The 20,657-nt window shown below is 42.8% G+C and carries 20 protein-coding genes; 2 read left to right on the plus strand and 18 right to left on the minus strand.

Annotated features, from left to right (window positions below):
* Window positions 1–151: 151 nt before the first annotated feature.
* From A0765_RS06710 to A0765_RS06775, 14 genes are all read right to left on the minus strand, one after another.
* Window positions 152–844, minus strand: a complete 693-nt coding sequence (locus A0765_RS06710) for a methionine ABC transporter permease (protein ID WP_005591809.1) — start codon at window positions 842–844, stop codon at window positions 152–154.
* A 1-nt stretch (window position 845) separates the two neighbouring features.
* Window positions 846–1,910, minus strand: coding sequence for a methionine ABC transporter ATP-binding protein (locus tag A0765_RS06715; protein ID WP_062005501.1), 1,065 nt, complete (start codon window positions 1,908–1,910; stop codon window positions 846–848).
* On the minus strand, window positions 1,900–3,276 hold the full coding sequence (locus tag A0765_RS06720) for a M20/M25/M40 family metallo-hydrolase (protein WP_062005503.1): 1,377 nt from the start codon (window positions 3,274–3,276) through the stop codon (window positions 1,900–1,902). Before A0765_RS06720 ends, A0765_RS06715 begins: the two co-directional genes overlap by 11 nt.
* A gap of 206 nt (window positions 3,277–3,482) precedes the next feature.
* Window positions 3,483–4,358 carry a MetQ/NlpA family ABC transporter substrate-binding protein gene (locus A0765_RS06725; protein WP_045500767.1) on the minus strand — a complete coding sequence of 292 codons (876 nt, stop codon included), beginning with the start codon at window positions 4,356–4,358 and terminating at the stop codon, window positions 3,483–3,485.
* Window positions 4,359–4,444: 86 nt separating this feature from the next.
* The gene (locus tag A0765_RS06730) at window positions 4,445–5,278 is read right to left on the minus strand and encodes an amino acid ABC transporter substrate-binding protein (protein ID WP_062005505.1); all 834 of its coding nucleotides are present in this window, start codon (window positions 5,276–5,278) and stop codon (window positions 4,445–4,447) included.
* 204 nt (window positions 5,279–5,482) lie between these two features.
* Complete coding sequence (locus A0765_RS06735; protein ID WP_062005507.1) at window positions 5,483–6,619, minus strand: amidohydrolase; 1,137 nt, start codon at window positions 6,617–6,619, stop codon at window positions 5,483–5,485.
* Between the two features lie 109 nt (window positions 6,620–6,728).
* Entirely contained in the window at window positions 6,729–7,823 is a 1,095-nt protein-coding gene (locus A0765_RS06740; RefSeq protein WP_179856151.1) for a DUF4352 domain-containing protein, read from the minus strand.
* 256 nt (window positions 7,824–8,079) lie between these two features.
* Window positions 8,080–9,837 carry an ABC transporter ATP-binding protein gene (locus A0765_RS06745; protein WP_062005510.1) on the minus strand — a complete coding sequence of 586 codons (1,758 nt, stop codon included), beginning with the start codon at window positions 9,835–9,837 and terminating at the stop codon, window positions 8,080–8,082.
* Window positions 9,827–11,596 carry an ABC transporter ATP-binding protein gene (locus A0765_RS06750; protein WP_062005512.1) on the minus strand — a complete coding sequence of 590 codons (1,770 nt, stop codon included), beginning with the start codon at window positions 11,594–11,596 and terminating at the stop codon, window positions 9,827–9,829. Before A0765_RS06750 ends, A0765_RS06745 begins: the two co-directional genes overlap by 11 nt.
* Window positions 11,589–12,047, minus strand: a complete 459-nt coding sequence (locus tag A0765_RS06755) for a MarR family winged helix-turn-helix transcriptional regulator (RefSeq protein ID WP_062005514.1) — start codon at window positions 12,045–12,047, stop codon at window positions 11,589–11,591. The genes A0765_RS06750 and A0765_RS06755 overlap by 8 nt, the downstream gene beginning before the upstream one ends.
* Window positions 12,048–12,288: 241 nt before the next feature.
* The gene (locus tag A0765_RS06760; protein ID WP_062005516.1) at window positions 12,289–12,858 is read right to left on the minus strand and encodes a hypothetical protein; all 570 of its coding nucleotides are present in this window, start codon (window positions 12,856–12,858) and stop codon (window positions 12,289–12,291) included.
* A gap of 29 nt (window positions 12,859–12,887) precedes the next feature.
* Window positions 12,888–13,298: a peptide deformylase gene (locus tag A0765_RS06765; protein WP_062005518.1), complete on the minus strand. Its 411-nt coding sequence runs from the start codon at window positions 13,296–13,298 to the stop codon at window positions 12,888–12,890.
* A gap of 80 nt (window positions 13,299–13,378) precedes the next feature.
* A complete protein-coding gene (gene scrK, locus A0765_RS06770; RefSeq protein WP_062005520.1) occupies window positions 13,379–14,278 on the minus strand; it encodes a fructokinase ScrK in 900 nt (299 codons plus the stop codon).
* Between the two features lie 159 nt (window positions 14,279–14,437).
* Entirely contained in the window at window positions 14,438–16,324 is a 1,887-nt protein-coding gene (locus tag A0765_RS06775; RefSeq protein WP_062005522.1) for a sucrose-specific PTS transporter subunit IIBC, read from the minus strand.
* A 199-nt stretch (window positions 16,325–16,523) separates the two neighbouring features.
* Here A0765_RS06775 and A0765_RS06780 point away from each other — a divergent pair, with 199 nt between their 5' ends.
* Together A0765_RS06780 and A0765_RS06785 are read left to right on the plus strand one after the other, a co-directional pair.
* Window positions 16,524–17,978 carry a sucrose-6-phosphate hydrolase gene (locus tag A0765_RS06780; protein WP_062005524.1) on the plus strand — a complete coding sequence of 485 codons (1,455 nt, stop codon included), beginning with the start codon at window positions 16,524–16,526 and terminating at the stop codon, window positions 17,976–17,978.
* Window positions 17,959–18,924 (plus strand): LacI family DNA-binding transcriptional regulator, encoded by a 966-nt coding sequence (locus A0765_RS06785; RefSeq protein ID WP_062005526.1) that lies wholly within the window; start codon window positions 17,959–17,961, stop codon window positions 18,922–18,924. The genes A0765_RS06780 and A0765_RS06785 overlap by 20 nt, the downstream gene beginning before the upstream one ends.
* Window positions 18,925–19,275: 351 nt before the next feature.
* Here the strand turns inward: A0765_RS06785 and A0765_RS10645 are convergent, their stop codons facing one another.
* The 4 genes from A0765_RS10645 to A0765_RS10755 form a co-directional block, all read right to left on the minus strand.
* Window positions 19,276–19,482: a hypothetical protein gene (locus A0765_RS10645; RefSeq protein ID WP_062005529.1), complete on the minus strand. Its 207-nt coding sequence runs from the start codon at window positions 19,480–19,482 to the stop codon at window positions 19,276–19,278.
* Window positions 19,483–19,537: 55 nt separating this feature from the next.
* Window positions 19,538–19,753 (minus strand): hypothetical protein, encoded by a 216-nt coding sequence (locus tag A0765_RS10650; protein WP_062005531.1) that lies wholly within the window; start codon window positions 19,751–19,753, stop codon window positions 19,538–19,540.
* A 225-nt stretch (window positions 19,754–19,978) separates the two neighbouring features.
* Window positions 19,979–20,515 (minus strand): GNAT family N-acetyltransferase, encoded by a 537-nt coding sequence (locus A0765_RS06800; RefSeq protein WP_062005533.1) that lies wholly within the window; start codon window positions 20,513–20,515, stop codon window positions 19,979–19,981.
* Between the two features lie 28 nt (window positions 20,516–20,543).
* On the minus strand, window positions 20,544–20,630 hold the full coding sequence (locus A0765_RS10755) for a CD1845 family protein (RefSeq protein ID WP_221760745.1): 87 nt from the start codon (window positions 20,628–20,630) through the stop codon (window positions 20,544–20,546).
* Window positions 20,631–20,657: the final 27 nt, after the last annotated feature.

Raw genomic sequence — 20,657 nt, forward strand, 5'->3', positions numbered from 1 at the left:
AATTGTCTTTGGATTGTCGAGCAAGACGCAGTGGTTGAGTGGGTTCTATTACACTGATGAAATCAGCGTAATAGAGCCCTACTCAACTGCGCGGAGGTGGGACGACGAAATCGAATTCTAACGAATTACCGATTTCTGTCCCACTCTCTGTCTAGCGATGACTGATCTTTCTAGTTAGGAAATCTCCCAGAAACTGGATAAAGAAGATAAGAAGCAAGAGCAAAACAGTCGCTAAAATGGTCACGTCTTGGTTGAAACGTTGATAACCGTAGGCAATCGCTACGTTCCCAAGGCCGCCTGCACCGATCGCTCCCGCCATAGCTGTTTCGCCGACTAGCGAGATTAGGGTCACTGTTGTCACCCGAATCAAGTCTGGTAAGCCTTCACGCAGGTAAACGCCGATGATATCCCATGAGTTAGCTCCAACCGCCTGCGCTGCTTCAATCACACCGCGGTCTAATTCTGATAGAACCACCTGCACCTGACGGGCAAAGAAAGGGAAGACCGCCAAAGATAGCGGTACTAAAGCCGCTGTTGGACCAATCCCTGTCCCCACAATCATTCGTGTGAAAGGATTGATCAAAGCTAGGAGAATAATAAAGGGAATTGCCCGAAAGATGGATGTGACCTTGTCCAAGATGAAAAAGGCTGTTTTATTTTCTAAAATACCGCCGGGCGCTGTCAATACCAGGAAAAGTCCAGCGATCAAGCCTAGAATCCCACCGATCAGAAAGGAAATAATTGTCATATAAAGGGTCAGATAAATCGCTGTTCCCCAGCCAGCCTGACCAGCCCAGCCCATTTTATAGACGTTAGGCAAAAATGTTTTAATCAAGTCTATCAATCTAAATTCCTCCCTTAAGCACCTTTAATTCTACGCCAGCAGCTTGTAAATTGCTTTGAGCAGACGCAAGATTTTCTGCATTTCCTGACAAAATGACTACCATCTCCCCGACAGGCACATTGTCTAAAATCTCAATGTTAGCATGTAAAATATTGGCTGAAACTTGATACTGCTTGTAGATATCGTTGATAATGGCTGTATCTGTCACCGTACCAGCATACTTCAAATGCGCCAAGACAGAATCCGCTGGCAGGTCTTGCACAATCTTCTGTTGATTGATTTTAACCATCGCTTCAGTGATACCTGTTGCCGTTGTGATAAAATCTTGGGTCAATTCGTTCTGTGGATTGGTAAAGATATCCAAAACCGATCCTTCCTCGATCAATTTCCCATTCTGCATAACAGCTACACGATTAGCAATATCTTTGACAATCTGCATTTCATGCGTGATCAGTACAATCGTCAGCCCCAACTTTTGATTCAAATCCTGAAGCAAGGCCAAAATTTGCTTAGTTGTTTTAGGGTCCAATGCCGAAGTCGCTTCATCCGAAATCAAGATTTTTGGATCATTAGCCAAGGCTCTAGCAATCGCCACGCGCTGCTTCTGACCACCAGATAGTTGAGACGGATAATTATCCGCTCGATCTTCCAGACCAACCAATTCTAAAAGTTTACGAACCTTCTCCTCTTTTTCAGCAGCAGACAAGGAAGAGTGCTTCAAGGCAAATGCGACATTTTCCTTAGCCGTCATCTGGGCCATCAGATTGAAATGCTGGAAAATCATGCCAATGTCCTTGCGCTTTTCCCGCAGTTGAGCCGCATTCAATTGAACGCTTTCCTTGTCGTATAGGACCGTCCCATCCACAGTAATGCGTCCACCAGATGGCTTCTGCAGGAGGTTAATAACCCGCACCAAAGTTGACTTTCCGGCACCAGAATAACCCACGATACCGTAAATATCCCCCTGATTGATGTGAATGGTCACATCTTCAACCGCCTTGATGACACGATTTTTCTGTGTAAAAGTGACATCTATACGGTCTAATTTGATAATTTCATTGCTCATAACTTCTGATTAACTCCTTGATTAATTCAATATGGGTATAATAATCGGCAATCTTGACATTTTCATCACCACCATGATCCCGACTGTTGGCATTCCCCAAGCCAAAGGCAGCCATCGGAACTTCCAAAGCTTCAAAGACTGTATGCATGGGTCCTGTTCCTGCCGATGTCGGAAGCACCGAGATGCCTTCTGGATAAAAATCCTTGGCCAGTTCAATCACATTCAGGATAGAAGGAGCACTCATATCACTACGATAGCTCATTTCTCCCAATGTATAAGTTAATTCTACCTTATCATAGCCATTTTTGTCCAGTTGCTTGCAAATCTTGTCCAAGACATCATGGGGCTCTAAGCCCGGTACCAAGCGCACTTCCATCTTGGCAGATGCATATGCTGGGAGGATGGTTTTGACTCCTTGTCCCTGATAGCCTGAACCGAAGCCTTCAATGTTAATGGCTGGCTCAAAATAGAAGCGACGCAGAAATTCCTGCCTGTCCTCTTTCAAGACTGGAAGCTGGAGGCCGTAAATTTCCTTCAACTCTTCTGGTGTCTTCAGAGCGTACTGGGCAATCAAAGCTAGCTCTCGCTCATTGGGCTCCTGTACTTGCTCATAGATGCCCTCCACCAAAATTCGACCGTCAGCACTACGCAGGCTAGAGATAGCATCCATCAAGTACCAAGAAGCTGAATTAATGACACCGCCATAGCTAGAATGGATATCGACTTCTGCACTGCGAACAGACATGTCAAAGGTGACAATGCCCTTATTCCCACCAGAAATCTCCAACTGACCTAGATTATTACGCGTGCCCTGCTCCCAGACCAGCAAATCTGCTCCCCGCAAATGTTTCTTATGTTTGGCCAGGTATTTATCCAAGTCTGTCGAAGCCGACTCCTCTGCTCCCTCCATCATGAAGATGATATTGACTGGCAGCGAACCATTCTCTCGGATATACTTACGCACTGCTGTCAAACGCGCAGTGATGTGTCCCTTGTCATCATCGACTCCGCGGCCATACATGACACCGTAGTGGACCGACAGAGTAAAGGGGTCGTTGGTCCAAGGCTGGTCATTATCGGCCGGCACCGTATCATAGTGGTGATAGAAAATGATAGTCTTGGCCTCAGGATTGTCCGACTGAAACTCTGCCAATAAAAAGGGAGCCGTGTAACTGTCATCAATCATCACTTTAGCACCTGCGGCAGTGAAAATTTCTCCCAGATAGGTAGCTACCTCCTTGAGCCCAATTTGCTGGGCAAAGATAGACTTTTTAGAAATCAAAGTCCGCAACACCTCAAAATAGTGTTGGGCCACCTCATCATTTTCAAACTTTTTAATTTGTTCACTCTCAGTTGAGAAAGGCATGTGTAACTCCTACTAATCGCATCTGTTTATAGATTATCTGCTATGATTCACGAAAGAGCAAAGACTTGCTGTCATGTAAGTCCTTGACTCTGCTTTTAAAAATGGCCAAATCATCTCTGCCAATAAAAAATCTAACTAATAGCAGATAAAGGGCTGGAGAAATCCATTCCCCGCCCTTTCTATCTTCAATTATTTTCTATAAAATCTTACCAAACTGGTTGATCCATACCATCTGAAGACTCTTCAATGACTTTTTTAACTTCGTCAGTATGGTAAGCCTTGATGATTTTCTTGATGGCATCTGCCTTGTCAGATTTTTCCCAATCTTTCTTAGCAGCAATCAAGTTGTACCACAGTTTAGAATTTTCATCTGTCTTTTCTTTGTAAAGAGCGCTCTTGTAGTCAATACCAGCTTCACGAACGAAGGTATTGTTGACAACCGCTGCATCTACAGAAGTAAGAGAAGCTGCTGTTTGAGAAGCATCCAATTCAGAAATTTTCAAGTTTTTCTTGTTTTCTTTGATGTTAGCAACAGTCGCAAGCTTCGTTGAATCCACGTCCAACTTAATCAAACCAGCTGCTTGAAGAAGGTTCAAAGCACGGCTTTCATTTGTCGCATCGTTTGGTACAGCAATGCTTCCGTTTTCTGGAATATCTTTCACATCAGTATATTTGTTTTTGCCATCTTTAGTACCAGAGTAAAGACGGATTGGTGCGATATAAGTATCTGCTACAGACACCAAATCAGCATTGTTTTCTTTATTCCAGTTTTTCAGGTAGTAGTAATGCTGGAAGGCATTGATGTCTACATCACCATCGCGAACTGCTTGGTTAGGTTGAGAATAGTCTGTAAATTGGGTGAACTCCAATTTAACACCTGCTTTATCCTTATCAAGGATTTCTTGAACCTTGTTCCAGCGCGCTTCTTCTGTATCGCTGAGGCTCATCACACCAACTTTTACAGTCACTGTTGCACTGTCTGCTGACTTAGCGTTTTTTGATGTTGAAGACGAGCAAGCTGCCAAACCAAATGCTGCTACAGCTAAGAGTGCTGTTGCACCAAACCATTTTTTCAATTTCATGAGATAATCTCCTTATAAAATATATTTTTTTCTAATGAAAGGGTTGTAAGTTATTTCCGATTGCTTAGGGCAAAGAAAATCAGAACTTACTTAATATCCTTGGCATCTGGCAAATAAGTGCCGCCAAAGAATTCTTTTGATAATTTTTCAAGTGTGCCATCCTCGTAAAGTTCCTTGATCCGCTTGTTCATGAAGGTTTGAAGTTCTTCTTGTCCCGAAGCAAGGATTGGATAGACATACGGTTGTTGGTCACTTGGAAGTTCAATCACTTCGACATTATCTAAACCTTGGTCTTTGATGATGGTATCTACCGTGATACGCTCAAAGATCTTGTAGTCTGAACGGCCATCATTCAAATTAGCCAAGATTTGCTGGATTGTACCATCTGTGTAGTTGATGGTTGTTGGATTTGAACTGTGTTCTTCATTGTACTTTTCTAGCTGTTTGGCTGTTGAAGTACCTTGAACAACTTCAGTAGACTTGCCTCCGATATCGTCCAGCGACTTGATATTCACTCCTTTACGAACCACCAAGACGGTTGGGTTTTTAGCGTAAGGGTTGGTATAGAGGTATTTACCAGCACGGTCTTCTGAATAACTGATGTTATTGGCACCGATTTGGTAGCGGTCACTGTCCAAGCCAGAGAAAACAGAAGCCCATTTGGTTTTGTTGAAGTTGACTTCGTACTTATCTGAACCTTTAAAGATTTCACGAAGCACTTCAATTTCGTAACCAGTTAGTTTTCCGTCCTTATCCTCATAAGAGAAAGGCTTGGTTATTCCAACCGTTCCGACTTCAATCGTCTTTTTCTTTGTAGTACTATCTTTACTTGCAGAAGACGAGCAGGCTACAAGCAGCCCAACTGTAAGACTTCCTACCACAGCAGTGGCAGTGTATTTCAATATTTTTTTAATATTCATATCTCTATCTCCTCCTAAAGAGCATGTTTCTATCATACCAAAAGTCGAAAGTCCTGACCATTATATATTTTTTATCAAGGTGATAGATTTTCTTTATCACTGATTCGATTATTCAAACTATTTGAAAATATCAAAATCTTGTTTTTCTATGATAACAAAAGAAGAGGAGCTTGCCTAGTTCTTATTTTCTATGAAAGACTATAGTTATTTCTTATAGTGTTTGAGGAGGAAGAGAGCGTTTTCGACATAGTAAGGTACAGAGATCTGAAAGGCCGCATCGTCAATCGTCATGCTATCATGGTGCAGGTCAGGCGCATCTACTGCACCATTTGAGCCGATAAAAGCAAAGACACCAGGGATTTTTTCTTGGTAAAAGGCAAAGTCTTCGCCAGCTGAAGACGGCTGGGCAGTCAATAGCTCCCCGATATTCTGAGAATTTTTAAAAATAAGCTCGGCTAATTCTGGATCATTATAGGTTACTGGCGGAGTCTGATCCCAGACAATAGTGACCTTAGCACCGAAGTTCCCCGCCGTATGCTCCACAATACGGATAAAATCTGCCTTCAAACGCTTTTGCAAACCAGAATTAAAACAACGAATCGTGCCTTCAAAGAAGCCATTTTGCGGCAAGACATTCCAAGTCGCCCCAGCCTCAATGTGGGTCACAGATACGACAACCGGCTCAAAGGGCGAGACAGTCCGAGAAACCAGTGCCTGAAGACTTTGAATCATGCTGGTCAGGGTCAGCACCGTATCCACTCCCAAATCTGGCCGAGCCGCATGGCTGCTGACTCCCTCCACAGTCACCTTAAACTTCTCTACGCCTGCCATCATGGCTCCCGGCTTCAAGGCCATTTGTCCAGCTTTTAACTGGGGCATATTGTGAAAACCGATAATCGCAACTACATCGTCCAGCAAACCCGTAGCCAGAACTTGACTGGCTCCTTGGGAGGTTTCCTCAGCTGGCTGAAAAATCAGGCGAATGGTTCCCTGTAAATCTTCTTCCATAGCCTTAAGCAACTCCGCCGCTCCCAAAAGACTAGTCTGATGAAAATCATGACCGCAGGCATGCATGACACCAGGATTTTGGCTAGCGTAAGGCAGATCTGTCTTCTCTAAAATGGGCAGGGCATCAATATCTGCTCTCAAGGCGATAACTGGTTCTCCCTGACCGATTTCGGCAATCAAGCCCGTCTCTAAACCGGAATCCAAAATTTTAATTCCTAAGTCTTGCAAATAACGGCTTAGAAAGGCCGTCGTTTCATATTCTTGGCCAGACAACTCTGGATGCTGATGGAGATGATAACGCGTTTTTACTAATTTATCATAGAATTGTTTCATGCTAGACTCCTTTACTCTACATATCTCCCCTCCAGTATAGCACAAAGCTAGACTAGGAAACAAAATAAAATAGAGAGCAGAATGAAGCATCCGCCCTCTAATCTTGCTATTAGGATATATCGCCTTCAAAAGCTCTGACGATAGATTCATAAGAATAATCACGCTCTAAAACCCATTTGCCATCTGTTTTGACAAATTTCAACTGATAATCTCGTTCTGGTGTGAGGAGAGAACGCGAATCCATTCCAGCCATCATATCATTAGCGTAGCTCTTATCAGTAGCTTTGTAGACGTCACTCAGGCTTCCATATTCAGAACGATGCTTGTCATAAAAATCTTGACGGTAGGTATACATGGTTTTATTTAGACTGACCGTTCTCGGTTTGATCTTGATAACGATTGAATTTGGCATATACTGGGCTACTGTGTAATCAATTTCTGCGCGTTTGGCATTACTTTTCACATAGGCATCAATGAAAGCATTGATTTCATCCTCACTAAAGGGATAATCATGCAATTTACGTGTAAAATCTGCTGCAAAAGCTGCTCTATAATCTTTCTTATCTTGCTCCAAATCGCCACCTAAAACCAAATCGCCTTTGTCTTTGGAGGATTTTGTCTTTGCTTCTCCTCCCAAGAAAACAGCATTGAGGTAATCAGAAGCTAATTTCTTTGATTCGTCAACGTGATTCGGATATTTCGCAGGATCAACTTTTAGTTTGATGGCTTCTGCTTTTTCATCGGAGCCGTAGGATTTCTTCTCATAGTGAAGTTCATATTTCTTGCCATCTTCAACTTTAAAGACCAGATTACCAGAAAGAGTCTTTCCTTCCGCTAAGTCTTCATAGCTCAGTGTTTTAAAGTTTTCTTTGTCGTCATAGACTCCGACCGGCTGGATCTTTTCTCCCTCTGAATCATAAAAACCAATGTCTGAGGAGGAAATCATAATCTTATCATTTGTTTTATTTTTAATTTCCAAAGACAAGGCTAAGTATTTGGCATCAGCTGATCCGTTGCTTGGCATAATGAACTGACCATCCTTAATCTGGATATCAACCTGCCCATTGCTGGCTGATTTTTTGACAGTCGTTTCCTGGCTTGGCTTACCAGAATGTTTTTTATTTGGACTTGGAAGCAAAGCACAGGCTGTTAAGCTCACACCTGCCACAAGCAAGGCTGTGTATTTAAATACTTTTTTCATCATTGTCTCCTTAATTTCTTAATACTGTGACTTTTCTATTTTATCATACTTGGCTAAACTGGTAAATACCGTTTAAAATTTAAGTCATATAAAGATGTATTCTTGCGATTATGAATATAACTAAGCACCTCAAAAAGCTTGAAAAGTGCGACCTTAAGTAAAACAGGCAACATTTCTAACTCTCATATAAGGAATTGGTTATAAAAAAAGCACAGCCTAAGCTGTGCCATTTTTATAGTAGAATATTCCATTGCTATCCTTAAGCTACTTCACCTTCCTCAAACTGACTATTATAGAGATCCGCATAGAAGCCATTCTGATTCATGAGTTCATCATGGTTGCCCTGCTCGATGATATTTCCATCGCGCATGACCAAGATAAGATCCGCATTACGGATAGTAGATAAGCGGTGGGCAATGACAAAGGAAGTCCGACCCTCCATGAGTTTGTCCATAGCCTTTTGAATCAGCTCCTCCGTCCGCGTATCCACTGATGAAGTTGCCTCATCCAAAATCAAGAGCGGCGCATCTTTCAGCAGAGCACGAGCGATGGTCAATAGCTGCTTCTGACCAACCGATAAGTTGACCGTGTCATCCAGCACTGTATCATAGCCCTGCGGCAGAGTCATGATAAAGTGATGAACACCGACCGCCTTCGCTGCGGCAACGACTGCTTCATCCGTGACATGCTCCTGATTGTAAATCAAGTTTTCTCGGATAGTTCCCTCAAACAGCCAGGTATCCTGCAAGACCATTGAAAAGGCATCGTGAACCTCGGAGCGTTTCATATCCTTAATATCTATACCGTCAATGCTGATACGCCCTTTGTCAATTTCATAGAACTTCATGAGCAGATTAACGATGGTCGTCTTACCAGCACCCGTCGGGCCGACAATGGCAATCTTCTGTCCGGCTTTGGCCTGGGCTGAGAAATCATGAATAATCGTCTGGTCTGGCTTGTAACCGAAGAAGACATCTTCAAAGGTAACATCTCCCTTGACAGCAGCAAGCTGCTGCTCTTTATGCTGGTCGTCTTCCATCTCAGGCTCAGCTAGAAATTCAAAGACACGAACCAGTGCTGCACCGGCCTGCTGCAAGACAGTGATTCCTTGTGCAATCTGTGACAAAGGCTGAGAGAAGGTCCGCACATAAACCATAAAGGCCACAATGATCCCGATGCTAATAGAACCATTAATCGCCAGAGCAGCACCGACCAAAATAACCAGCACATAGGCGAAATTCCCCGTAAAGAACATGAGCGGCATCATCATGCCAGAGATAAATTGAGACTTCCAAATACTATTATAGAGATTATGATTGAGAACTGCAAAGCGTTCCTTTGACTGTTCAATGGCATTATAGCTGATAACGACATTATGCCCCGAGTACATTTCCTCTACATAACCGTTAACAGCAGCCAAATCGTTTTGTTGGGCAGTGAAATAGCCCTGAGACTTGCCCATGATGAGGCCGACAAAGACAAAACCGACTACAGTAGCCAAAATGGTCACCAAAGCCAAAATCCAGTTCATAAAGAACATAGTCAAAACCACAGCCACCAAAAGCAAGCTAGAAGAGATAACACTTCCTAAACTCTGGTTGAGAGATTGGCCGACCGTATCCACGTCATTGGTCACGCGCGACAGCGTATCCCCCTGAGAATGGCCATCGAAATAGCTCAAGGGAAGCTTGTTAATTTTCTCTGCGATGGCCGTCCGTAGCCGCTTGGAGAAATACTGGACAACCGTACTGATGATAAAGGACTGACCGTAGTTGAGCAGGGCTCCGACTGCATATAGAATAGCGAGGAGAAAGGCAATCTGAGACACAGCTTTTAAATCAATATTGCTGCCCAGACCTTCTGAAATAAGATTAGTAATTTCTTTTAATTTATTTGGCCCATAAACCGTGATAATGTTTGACAAGACAGCTCCCACAAATGCCAAAGCAAGAGGAAACTGGAAGCCTTTGAGATAAGGCCGAATCTGGTTAAATAATGAAGACTTCTTATTTTCCATTTTCTAATTCCTCCTTGGATAGTTGTGAGTAAGCAATTTCTTGATAAACCGCGTTATTTGCCAAAAGTTCTCGGTGGGTACCTTGACCAACCACCTTGCCAGCATCCAAGACCAAGATTTGATCCGCATCCATGATGGTAGAAATCCGCTGCGCCACGATTAGCTTGGTCATATCCTGTGTCCGCTCAGCCAGTTCCTTACGCAAAATGCGGTCTGTCTTGTAGTCTAGCGCTGAGAAGGAATCGTCAAAGATAAGGATTTCTGGCTTACGAGCCAAGGCTCTAGCAATAGCCAAGCGCTGACGCTGGCCACCAGAGAAGTTGGTCCCGCTTTGAGCCACTTCTGACTTAAGCCCTTTTTCCTTCTCTTGAACAAAAGGCTTGGCCTGAGCTAGGTCAAGAGCTTCCCATATTTCCTGCTCATCCAGCGGACTTGCTTTACTTTGACCAAAGTCCAGATTGCTCTCAATATCGCCAGAGAAAAGCACCGCCTTTTGCGGGATGTAGCCGACCTTATTGCGTAGGTCTCCTAGCTGGTAATCTTGAACATTAACGCCATCTACCAAAATCTCTCCTTCAGTGACATCGTAGAAACGAGGGATGAGATTGACAAGCGTGGATTTCCCTGAACCGGTTGATCCGATAAAGGCCACGGTATCACCAGCCTGCGCTGTAAAGCTGACATGCTCAATGACCGCCTCTGAATTTTTAGAATAGCGGAAGGACACATCTCGAAAGACCACTTCTCCCTTGCTATCTGCTGCTGCCTCCTTAGGCTGTTCTGGATTTGTAATTGAAGAATGCAGATCCAGAACTTCATTAATCCGGCCAGCGGATACAATGGTCCGAGGCAGGACGATGAAGAGGGCACCCATGAGCAAGAAGCCCATCACAACCTGCATAGCATAGGACATAAAGACGACCATATCACTGAAGAGTGGGAGACGATCCTGCAGACCAGCCTCCTGAATCAGATAAGCACCAATCCAGTAAATTGCCAGTGTCAAACCGCTAGAAATCCCCATCATAACTGGATTCATTATGGCCATCAGACGATTAATGAAGAGGTTAAGGCGAGTCACTTCATCATTAGCTGCTGCAAATTTCTCATCCTGATAATCTTCCGCATTGTAAGCTCGGACCACGCGAATCCCAGTCAGACTCTCTCTAGTGACGCTATTTAGCTTATCGACCAAACGCTGCGCCACTGACTGCTTGGGAAAGGCCAGTGTAACCAAAACTACTGTCATTAGAACATTGACAATCACAGCAATCAGAACAGCAATCAGCCAGTTCTCGGACTTGCCAATAATCTTGGTCATGGCCCAAATCGCCATAATCGGCCCCCTAGTCACCACCTGCAACCCCATGGTGATTAAGGTCTGTACCTGAGTAATGTCATTCGTTGTCCGAGTTAGCAAACTAGGAATCGAAAATTTCTTAATCTCCGTCTGCGAATAATCCAGCACACGGTTGAAAATATCGCTCCGCAGACTCTGGGTAAAGCTAGCTGCTATACGAGCGGCAAAAAAGCCAACCACGATAGCTGACAGCAAACTAGCAAAGGATAAGCCAAGCATTTTCAATCCCGGTTCCCACAAATCTGCTAAGGCTGTTCCCGGCGTTTGCAATAGCTCTGTAATCGTCGAAATATAGGTCGGAACTTCTAATTCCAAATATACCGTCAGGAAGGTGAAGAGTACACTGAGAACAATCATGCTCACTTCCCTTACCGTCAGCCGTTTAAATAACTTAAACATCTTTCCCTCCATTTTCTAAACTTTCGATATTCTGATAAAACTTGGCCATGACTTGTGAAAAAATCAACAGCTCCTGCTCAGAAACACCATTCAAAATAGACCGATCTATTTCACCAAAAAAGGCGCGGATTTTCTTCATTCTTTCCTGCGACTGCGGAGTAAGGCGGATATACTTGGCCCGCTTGTCCGTTTTGCTAACTTCCAGCTGGATAAAGCCATTCTTCTCCATCCGTTTCATTAAGTTAGAGGCCACCGATTTGGAGATATCCAACTCCTGCTCAATATCCTTGATAAGCGTGTCCTTGCCTTCTTCCGCGCGATGGGCAACAATATGCAAGACCTGCCCCTGCGGCCCAGCCATGGACTCAATCCCTTGCTCCTTAGCAAGTTTCTCTACCATAAGATGAATCTTTCGGCCAAAACGCTTCATTTCTAATAAAGGCTTTTCCATTAATCCTTCCTTTCTAAATTAATTCTCACGAGAACTAATTAGTTTTCATGAGAACTATTTTAGCACATGAAAAGCAGATGTCAAGAAAAAAGTTTCTATGAGAACTATTTTCTTTTAAAAAAAAATAAACTGGAACCAAGAGTCCCAGTTCTACCAATAGAATTTTTTTAATCTTAATATTTTTAACCGAAACAGGAGTAGCAAATCCCTACTCTAGAATAATCTTCCTCGTCATTCATTTCTATGGAAAGAGCCACTTGATATGAGGCGCAAGATTGGAAATTTCCTGATGAAGTTCATTGAAGCTAGTATTTTTAACATCTGCCAGGTCTAAAGAGACAGCACTCTCCTCTTGATTTTTAGGATAGAAATATAAAATTCGACTGGTCGGTTCTGAAGATGTCATCCTAGGTCGAGATATATCGTATTCAATTTGCTCAATCTCCTGCCACAAGAAGTACTTCTCTCTTTTAGCAGATAAGCCTCTCAGCCTTATTCCCATCTCATCCATCTCTAAAATCGGGGGCCTATGATTCGAAATATAGCCTAGAACGATCATAAAAATAGCGGTTATGCCCATTCCCCAATAGACTGGATGGAGCATATTGTTGCTTTCTTCAGTACTCTGCCTGCTTCTTTGGTCTTCTTTGTTGGTAGAAGCCCTATGAACCAGTTGATTAGCACTATTTTGACTTGTTGACTCAAGGGAGGACTTATCCATAGATACAAAAGCCATGATAAAAAAGATAGCAAAGAGTAAGAGAAAGCCTATAGCATAAAATTTTGCTCCATCGCGCTGGTATACTTTCATTCTGTTCCTATCCTTTCCAGGTACATTTCCTATATGAGAATTCCTTCCAAATGATCCAATTCATGCTGGCAGATTTGCGCTGGAAAATCCTCTAACGTGATGGTCTTCTTCAGCCAATTCTGATCCAGATATTCGACAGTGATTTTCTGGTAACGAATGATTGACCGACTGCCTGTCAAGGATAGACAGCCCTCTTCCGTTTCATAAGGGCCAGACTTCTGAATAAGAACTGGATTAAACATGACCATGGGCAACATACCATACATAAAAATAATCACCCGCTTTTGGAAACCGATCATATTCGCAGCAAGACCGACACAAGACTCTCTATGGGCCAACAAGGTATCTTGCAAATCTTGGGCTAAAAATAGGTCAGCCTTTGTAGCTGGGACTGATTTTTGCTGTAAAAAGAAAGGATCTTTCACAATTGCTTTTTGCATATTTCACCTCAAATGGAAGAGGCTGGATTCCCTATCTCAGCCTCCTTAGTTTATTTGAACACTCTCAACGCCTTGTTTACTTATTTTGCATAGCGTTCGCTAATATCTTTTGCGAGGACAAAATTTCCTAGTGTTGCTGAGCCATTTCCTGCAACGGTCGGTGTAACAATGTAATCACGCACATCTGGCACTGGCAGATAACCATTGAGCAGGACAGTGAATTTCTCACGGACACGGTCTAACATGTGCTGTTGCGCCATCACACCGCCGCCAAAGACAATGACATCTGGACGGAACGTCACCGTCGCTTGAATAGCTGCCTGCGCAATATAGTAAGCCTGAATATCCCAGACAGAGTTATTGAGCTCGATATTTTCACCACGCACACCCGTCCGCGCTTCTAAGCTAGGACCTGCTGCTAAGCCTTCCAAACAGCCCTTGTGGAAAGGACAAACGCCATTAAAGCCTTTTTCCACATCCATTGGGTGCTGAGCTACATAGTAGTGCCCCATCTCTGGATGGCCTGTACCCCCAACAAATTCACCACGTTGGATAGCACCAGCGCCAATCCCTGTTCCAATCGTATAATAAACCAGATTTTCAATGCGACCACCAGCATTGTTACGGGCTACAACTTCACCATAGGCTGAGCTGTTGACATCTGTCGTAAAGTAGATTGGCACATTCAAAGCGCGACGAAGCGCTCCCACGATATCCACATTAGCCCAATGTGGTTTTGGAGTTGTCGTAATGTAGCCATATGTTTTTGAATTAGGGTCAATATCAATAGGACCAAAAGAGCCAACTGCCAGACCTGCTAGATTGTCAAAACGAGAGAAAAACTCAATCGTTTTATCTAGCGTCTCAATCGGCGTAGTTGTGGGAAACTGTGTTTTTTCTACAACATTAAAATTTTCATCGCCCACAGCACAGATAAATTTGGTTCCACCGGCTTCTAAACTTCCGTACAATTTTGTCATTTCAAACACCTCTTGTATTCTTTATACTCCATTATAGCATATTTCCATATTGGAAATGGCTCTATATTTTAGATTTTCCTCTGTAAATCTTAGCACTCAAGTAAAAAACGAACAAACATAAGTTGTTCGTTTTCCTTTGTTGACTTTCTATAGCTAAGATTAAGCTTTCACTTCAATAATCGCATCGCCTTTAGCAACAGTTCCTTCTGCTACTGGAGTCACAGATGCGTAGTCAGCTGTGTTAGTCACGATAACCATAGTCGTGTCATCCAGACCAGCTGCTGCGATTTTAGCTGAATCAAAAGTTCCAATAATATCGCCAGCTTTGACTTTAGAACCTTGAGAAACTTTTTGATCAAATCCTTCGCCATTCATAGACACTGTGTCAATACCAACGTGGATCAGGATTTCAGCACCATTAGCTGTCTTCAAACCATAAGCATGGCCTGTCGCAAAAGCAATTGTCACTTCTGCATCAGCTGGGGCATAAACGACACCTTCAGTTGGTTTGATCGCAATCCCTTGACCCATAGCTCCGCTTGAGAAAACAGGATCATTTACATCTCTCAAAGCTACTGCACTACCAACAATTGGAGAAATGATTGTTTCATCTTGGAGAGCCGCTGGAACATTACCAGTTGTTTCTTCTTCGACAAGGCGCTCTGTAGTAGCATTTGTAGCAACTTCAGCTTCATCTTCGTAACCAAACATGTAAGTAAGGGCAAAACCAAGAGCAAATGATACAGCTACCATGAAGAGATATTGGAAGAGTTGCCCATTACCGATGTAAAGCATGGTACCTGGGATGATGGTGATACCATTACCAGTACCAGCAAGACCAAGGATAGAAGCCAAGCCACCACCGACAGCACCAGCGATCAATGAAAGGAAGAATGGTTTGCGGTAACGCAAGTTAACCCCGAAGATAGCTGGCTCTGTAATACCAAGGAAGGCAGAAAGAGCAGCTGGGAATGCGAGAGTTTTAAGTTTAGGATTTTTAGTTTTGACACCAACAGCAACGGTCGCAGCACCTTGAGCTGTCATAGCTGCAGTGATGATAGCATTGAATGGGTTAGCATGGTCAGCTGCGAGCAATTGTACTTCAAGCAAGTTGAAGATATGGTGTACACCTGATACGACAATCAATTGGTGAACTCCACCGATCAGCAAACCACCTAGACCGAATGGCAAACCAAGAATAGCTTTTGTGCCAATAAGGATGTAGTTTTCAACAACGTGGAAGACTGGTCCGATCACGAAAAGTCCAAGAATTGACATCACCAAAAGGGTTACAAATGGTGTGACTAAAAGATCCAAGACATCTGGAACAACCTTACGGACTGCTTTTTCAAACTTAGCTCCCACAACCCCGATAATGAAGGCTGGAAGAACAGAACCTTGCAAACCAACGACTGGGATAAAGCCGAAGAATTTCATTGCAGTCACTTCACCACCAGAAGCAACAGCCCAAGCGTTTGGAAGTGAGCCTGAAACAAGCATCATACCCAGAACGATACCAACGGCTGGATTTCCACCGAATACACGGAAGGTTGACCAAACTACCAGACCTGGTAGGATAATGAAGGCTGTATCTGTTAAGATTTGAGTATAGGTCGTTACATCATCTGGAAGCGTCATTCCAAGGGCAGTCAATAGCCCACGAACCCCCATGAAGAGACCAGTTGCTACGATAACTGGGATGATTGGTACAAATACGTCACCGAATGTACGGATGGCGCGTTGGAACCAATTCCCTTGCTTAGCAGCTTCTGCTTTCATGTCATCTTTTGATGAAGTTGGCAAGCCTAAGGCTACAACTTCGTCATAGATTTTATTAACCGTACCGGTACCAAAGATGATTTGGTATTGGCCTGAGTTAAAGAAAGCACCCTGAACTTTTTCTAGATTCTCGACAGTATTTTTGTCGATCTTTCCTTCATCTTTAACCATGACGCGCAGACGAGTCGCACAGTGGGCTACACTGTTAACGTTCTCACGTCCGCCCAAGGCTTCGATGACCTTTTTTGCAATTTCAGTATTGTTCATTTGCAAAAATCTCCTTATAAAAATATTGTAAAACTTTTTGAAAGCGATTTTATCGCCTTTACGAATATTATTTTACCATGATTCAGAGATATGTCAAGCGTTTTGCAGAAAAAATATTTTTTTACTGTTAAATGTTGATTTTTCAGCAGAAAACGTTTACTATAGTAATAAGAAATAATATGATTCGGAGGACAAAAGATTGGCTTGGACGACTGAAAAACGCTACAAACGCTATGAAGACTGGACTCAGGAAGAGGTACAGCAGATCAAAGAAAATATCGCTAAATCTCCTTGGCGGGCTAGCTATCATGTGAAGCCTCAGACAGGTCTGCTCAATGACCCCAATGGTTTTTCTTATTTTGACGGAAAATGGGTGGTTTTCTACCAAAACTTTCCTTTCGGGGCAGCCCACGGTCTCAAGTGCTGGGTTCAATTAGAAAGTGATGACCTAGTTCACTTCACTGAAACCGGCCTTCGGGTGCTGCCAGATACTGCTTTGGACAGCCACGGCGCCTACTCAGGCTCTGCCATGCAGTTTGACGACGAGCTCTTTCTCTTCTACACCGGCAATGTTCGTGATGAAAACTGGGTACGTCACCCTTATCAGATCGGTGCCTTGTTAGATAAATCAGGCAAGCTCGAAAAAATTGACAAGGTTTTAATTGAGCAACCTGCTGAAGCGACTGACCACTTCCGCGATCCACAGATTTTCAATTACAAAGGGCAATTCTATGCTATTGTTGGTGGGCAAAATCTAGACAAACAAGGCTATATCAAGCTTTACAAGGCAATTGATAACGACTACACCAACTGGGAAGCTATTGGCGATTTGGACTTTGCCAATGACAAGACGGCCTATATGATGGAGTGTCCAAACCTAGTCTTTATCAATGACCAACCAGTCCTGCTCTACTGCCCTCAAGGCTTGTCTAAAGACGTACTGGACTATGGCAACATCTATCCAAATATGTATAAAATAGGTCAATCGTTTGACACAAGTCAAGCTGCTATGATTGAGCCTAGCACCATCCAAAATCTGGACTACGGCTTCGACTGCTACGCAACCCAAGCCTTTAACGCACCTGACGGTCGTGCACTAGCTGTCAGCTGGCTAGGCTTGCCTGATGTGGAATACCCATCTGACCGCTTTGATCATCAAGGAGTCTTCTCCCTCGTCAAGGAATTGACCCTGAAAGACGGCAAGCTCTACCAATACCCAGTCCCAGCAATCAAGGACTTACGAGCAGAGGCTCAGCCTTTCACTACTTTGACAGAAAGCAAGAACAGCTACGAACTAGAGCTAAATCTCGCTGCGGACACCGAACACGAAATCGTCCTCTTTGCAGACAAGGATGGCAAGGGCCTACGCATCAACTTCGACCTCAAGGAAGGACAAGTGACAGTTGACCGCAGTCAAGCGGGCGAGCCATTTGCTCTGGACTTTGGAACCAGCCGAAGCTGTGATATTGGCAAGGAAGCAACGAGCGCTACTATCTTCATCGATAAATCGATTTTTGAAATTTTCATCAATAAAGGAGAGAAAGTATTTTCCGGCCGTGTCTTCCCGAGAGAAGACCAGACAGGCATTGCCATTACCAAGGGCAATCCAACCGGTACTTACTATGAATTAGATTATGGTCGCAAAGCTAACTGATGTAGCAAAACTAGCAGGAGTCAGCCCTACAACTGTTTCCCGCGTCATCAATAGGAAGGGCTACTTATCCGACAAAACGATTTCCAAGGTTGAAGCAGCCATGCGAGAATTGGCCTACAAGCCCAACAATCTGGCGCGCAGCCTCCAAGGAAAATCAGCCAAGCTAATTGGACTCATTTTCCCAAATATCAGCAATGTCTTTTATGCAGAATTGATTGGCAAGCTAGAGCATGAGCTCTTTAAACAAGGCTATAAAACCATCATTTGCAATAGCGAGCATGACTCAGACAAGGAGCGTGAGTACCTTGAGATGCTGGAGGCCAATCAGGTGGATGGTATCATCTCCGGCAGTCACAATCTAGGCATCGAAGACTATAATCGCGTAACTGCTCCTATCATTTCCTTTGACCGTAACCTTTCACCAGATATCCCAGTTGTCTCCTCAGACAACTATGGTGGCGGAGTACTGGCTGCTCAGACCTTGGTCAAGGCTGGCGCTCAAAATATCATCATGATTACTGGTAATGATAATTCCAATTCCCCAACTGGCCTGCGCCATGCTGGCTTTGCTTCCGTCCTGCCGGACGCACCGATTATCAATGTCTCCAGCGATTATTCTCCCGTCCGAAAGGAAATGGAAATCAAGCATATTTTAACCCATGAGAAGCCCGATGCTATCTTTGCTTCAGATGATTTGACAGCCATTTTAGTGATGAAAGTCGCTCAGGAGCTGGGCATCCAGATTCCTAAAGATTTAAAAATCATCGGCTACGACGGAACTTACTTTGTGGAGAACTATTATCCTCAATTAGCGACTATTAAACAGCCACTGAAGGAGATTGCCAAACTTCTGGTCGATTTACTGCTACAAAAAATTGACAAGCAAGAAGTCACAACGACCGGCTACTTCCTGCCTGTGAACCTCTTGCCTGGCAAAAGTGTATAACTTTTTTGATCTTCATTAAATTACTTCATCTTGACGAATCCCCCAAAGGTTTGGCAGAAACCAACTTTTGGGGGACTTTTAATATCATTAATCCCTAGTAATTACTTCAATGTTAGCTCAACCTAGGAAGACTTTCTTCTATAACTAAGTTTGAAGTAGCTAGCCGAGGCCTAGGTTACCATGATTCTATAGGAAAAGTAACTAGCAGAGGCCTAAGTTGCACAGTTCAATCCCTGATTACTTTTTGGTGTTATATTCACTATCGCTTTCCTTAGCCTATCGCCTGCATTCAATAGCACTGTTCGTTTTTTTAGAAAGATAAGGTTTTCCCAAATTCTAAAGGAAATCAAACTAATCTACATAGAAAAATCTTCTATAAATTCGCGCAATCGTTAAAATTATGATTAAAAGTATAGCTATTATAGACAATACTATTTTTCCAAAACTTATTTCCGAACAGATTATAAAAATGTGAAAGAGAGGTGCCAATCCTACACCTATAGCAATTAGATAACTAGCAAAGTTTATGGCACCAAGCCCTGCAAAAAAATGTTTCATTTTAAATACCTAACTTTTTAACTTTCATTTTATAGTGACTCTCTCTAAATCGGTTTCATTGCTTACTTCTCACCTTTTCAAAGAAATTTGATAGTAAATATACCCCACTGAGGGCTATTACTATGTCAATTGGTAAGAAATAGTAATCCCATATAAAATGATACAAAATCAATGATAGAAATAGAATAAAATCAATATAACTATTCTTAAAATGTTCTGCGATTTTATGATATAGAAATGCAATAATAACTGAAATCAAAACAATCGTCATGCTTATCCTCCTGTAATCTGCAAATAATCCTTGTATTCACCTGCTCTAAGCTATTCCTCTTCTTGGAATTTTTCAAGTACCTTAAAGCTCTTAATAATACAAACTATTAGATACTCCCTTGGGGGGATCTCATATCCAAACATAATAAATGCAACACTGACCGTTATTAGCATTATCTTTAAGATGGTCATTAAGCACCGCTCTATTGCAATTCCAACTTCTAATTTAATCTATTCTTTTTTCAAACCGAAACATTCCGTCTGGAAATTGCTCATCAAATTCCTTAACATCCGCTTCTGGCTCATTTGGGTCAGGATGAAATTTATTAAAAAATTCAACAATATGAAACCCACATCTATTGACATAAAAATGTATATTACGCTGCTCAAAGTATGGTGTCATAGTTTCCCAAATTTTGACTTCTGGATGTAACTTTTCAATTTGACACCAAGCAGCATATCCAACTCCCTTACCGTGAGCATCTGGGGAAACGAATAGCAGGTCTAAACTTCCTTTTTCTCCATCAACTTTAATTACAGCACCGCCAACTTTTTTCTCTTCAAGAATAATACGATAAGCCTTTCCGTGGTCAATGGACTGTTCGATGGTCTCTCGTGAAATGATTTGACTATCTTCTTCAAAGTGGTTATCTCTACACCCAAACTCCTCCAAAGCCCCGTAGTTAAAAGCTTCCTGATTATCCAAAATAAACAGCTCTCGGTCATCTTCTTCCATCAAACATAACTGTATATCTTTTTCCATTTCAACACACCTAGAATCTCTAATTTGTCTACACCGCTTTAATCTTCTCATTTATCAATTCAATAAAAGCGATCACAGTCGCTCCTATCATCGGAAGACCATCAGGACTAAATATGTATTCTACCTATTATACCATTCTTAT

Source organism: Streptococcus cristatus (genome assembly GCF_001588905.1).
In the GTDB taxonomy this organism is placed as follows: Bacteria; Bacillota; Bacilli; order Lactobacillales; family Streptococcaceae; genus Streptococcus; species Streptococcus cristatus_N.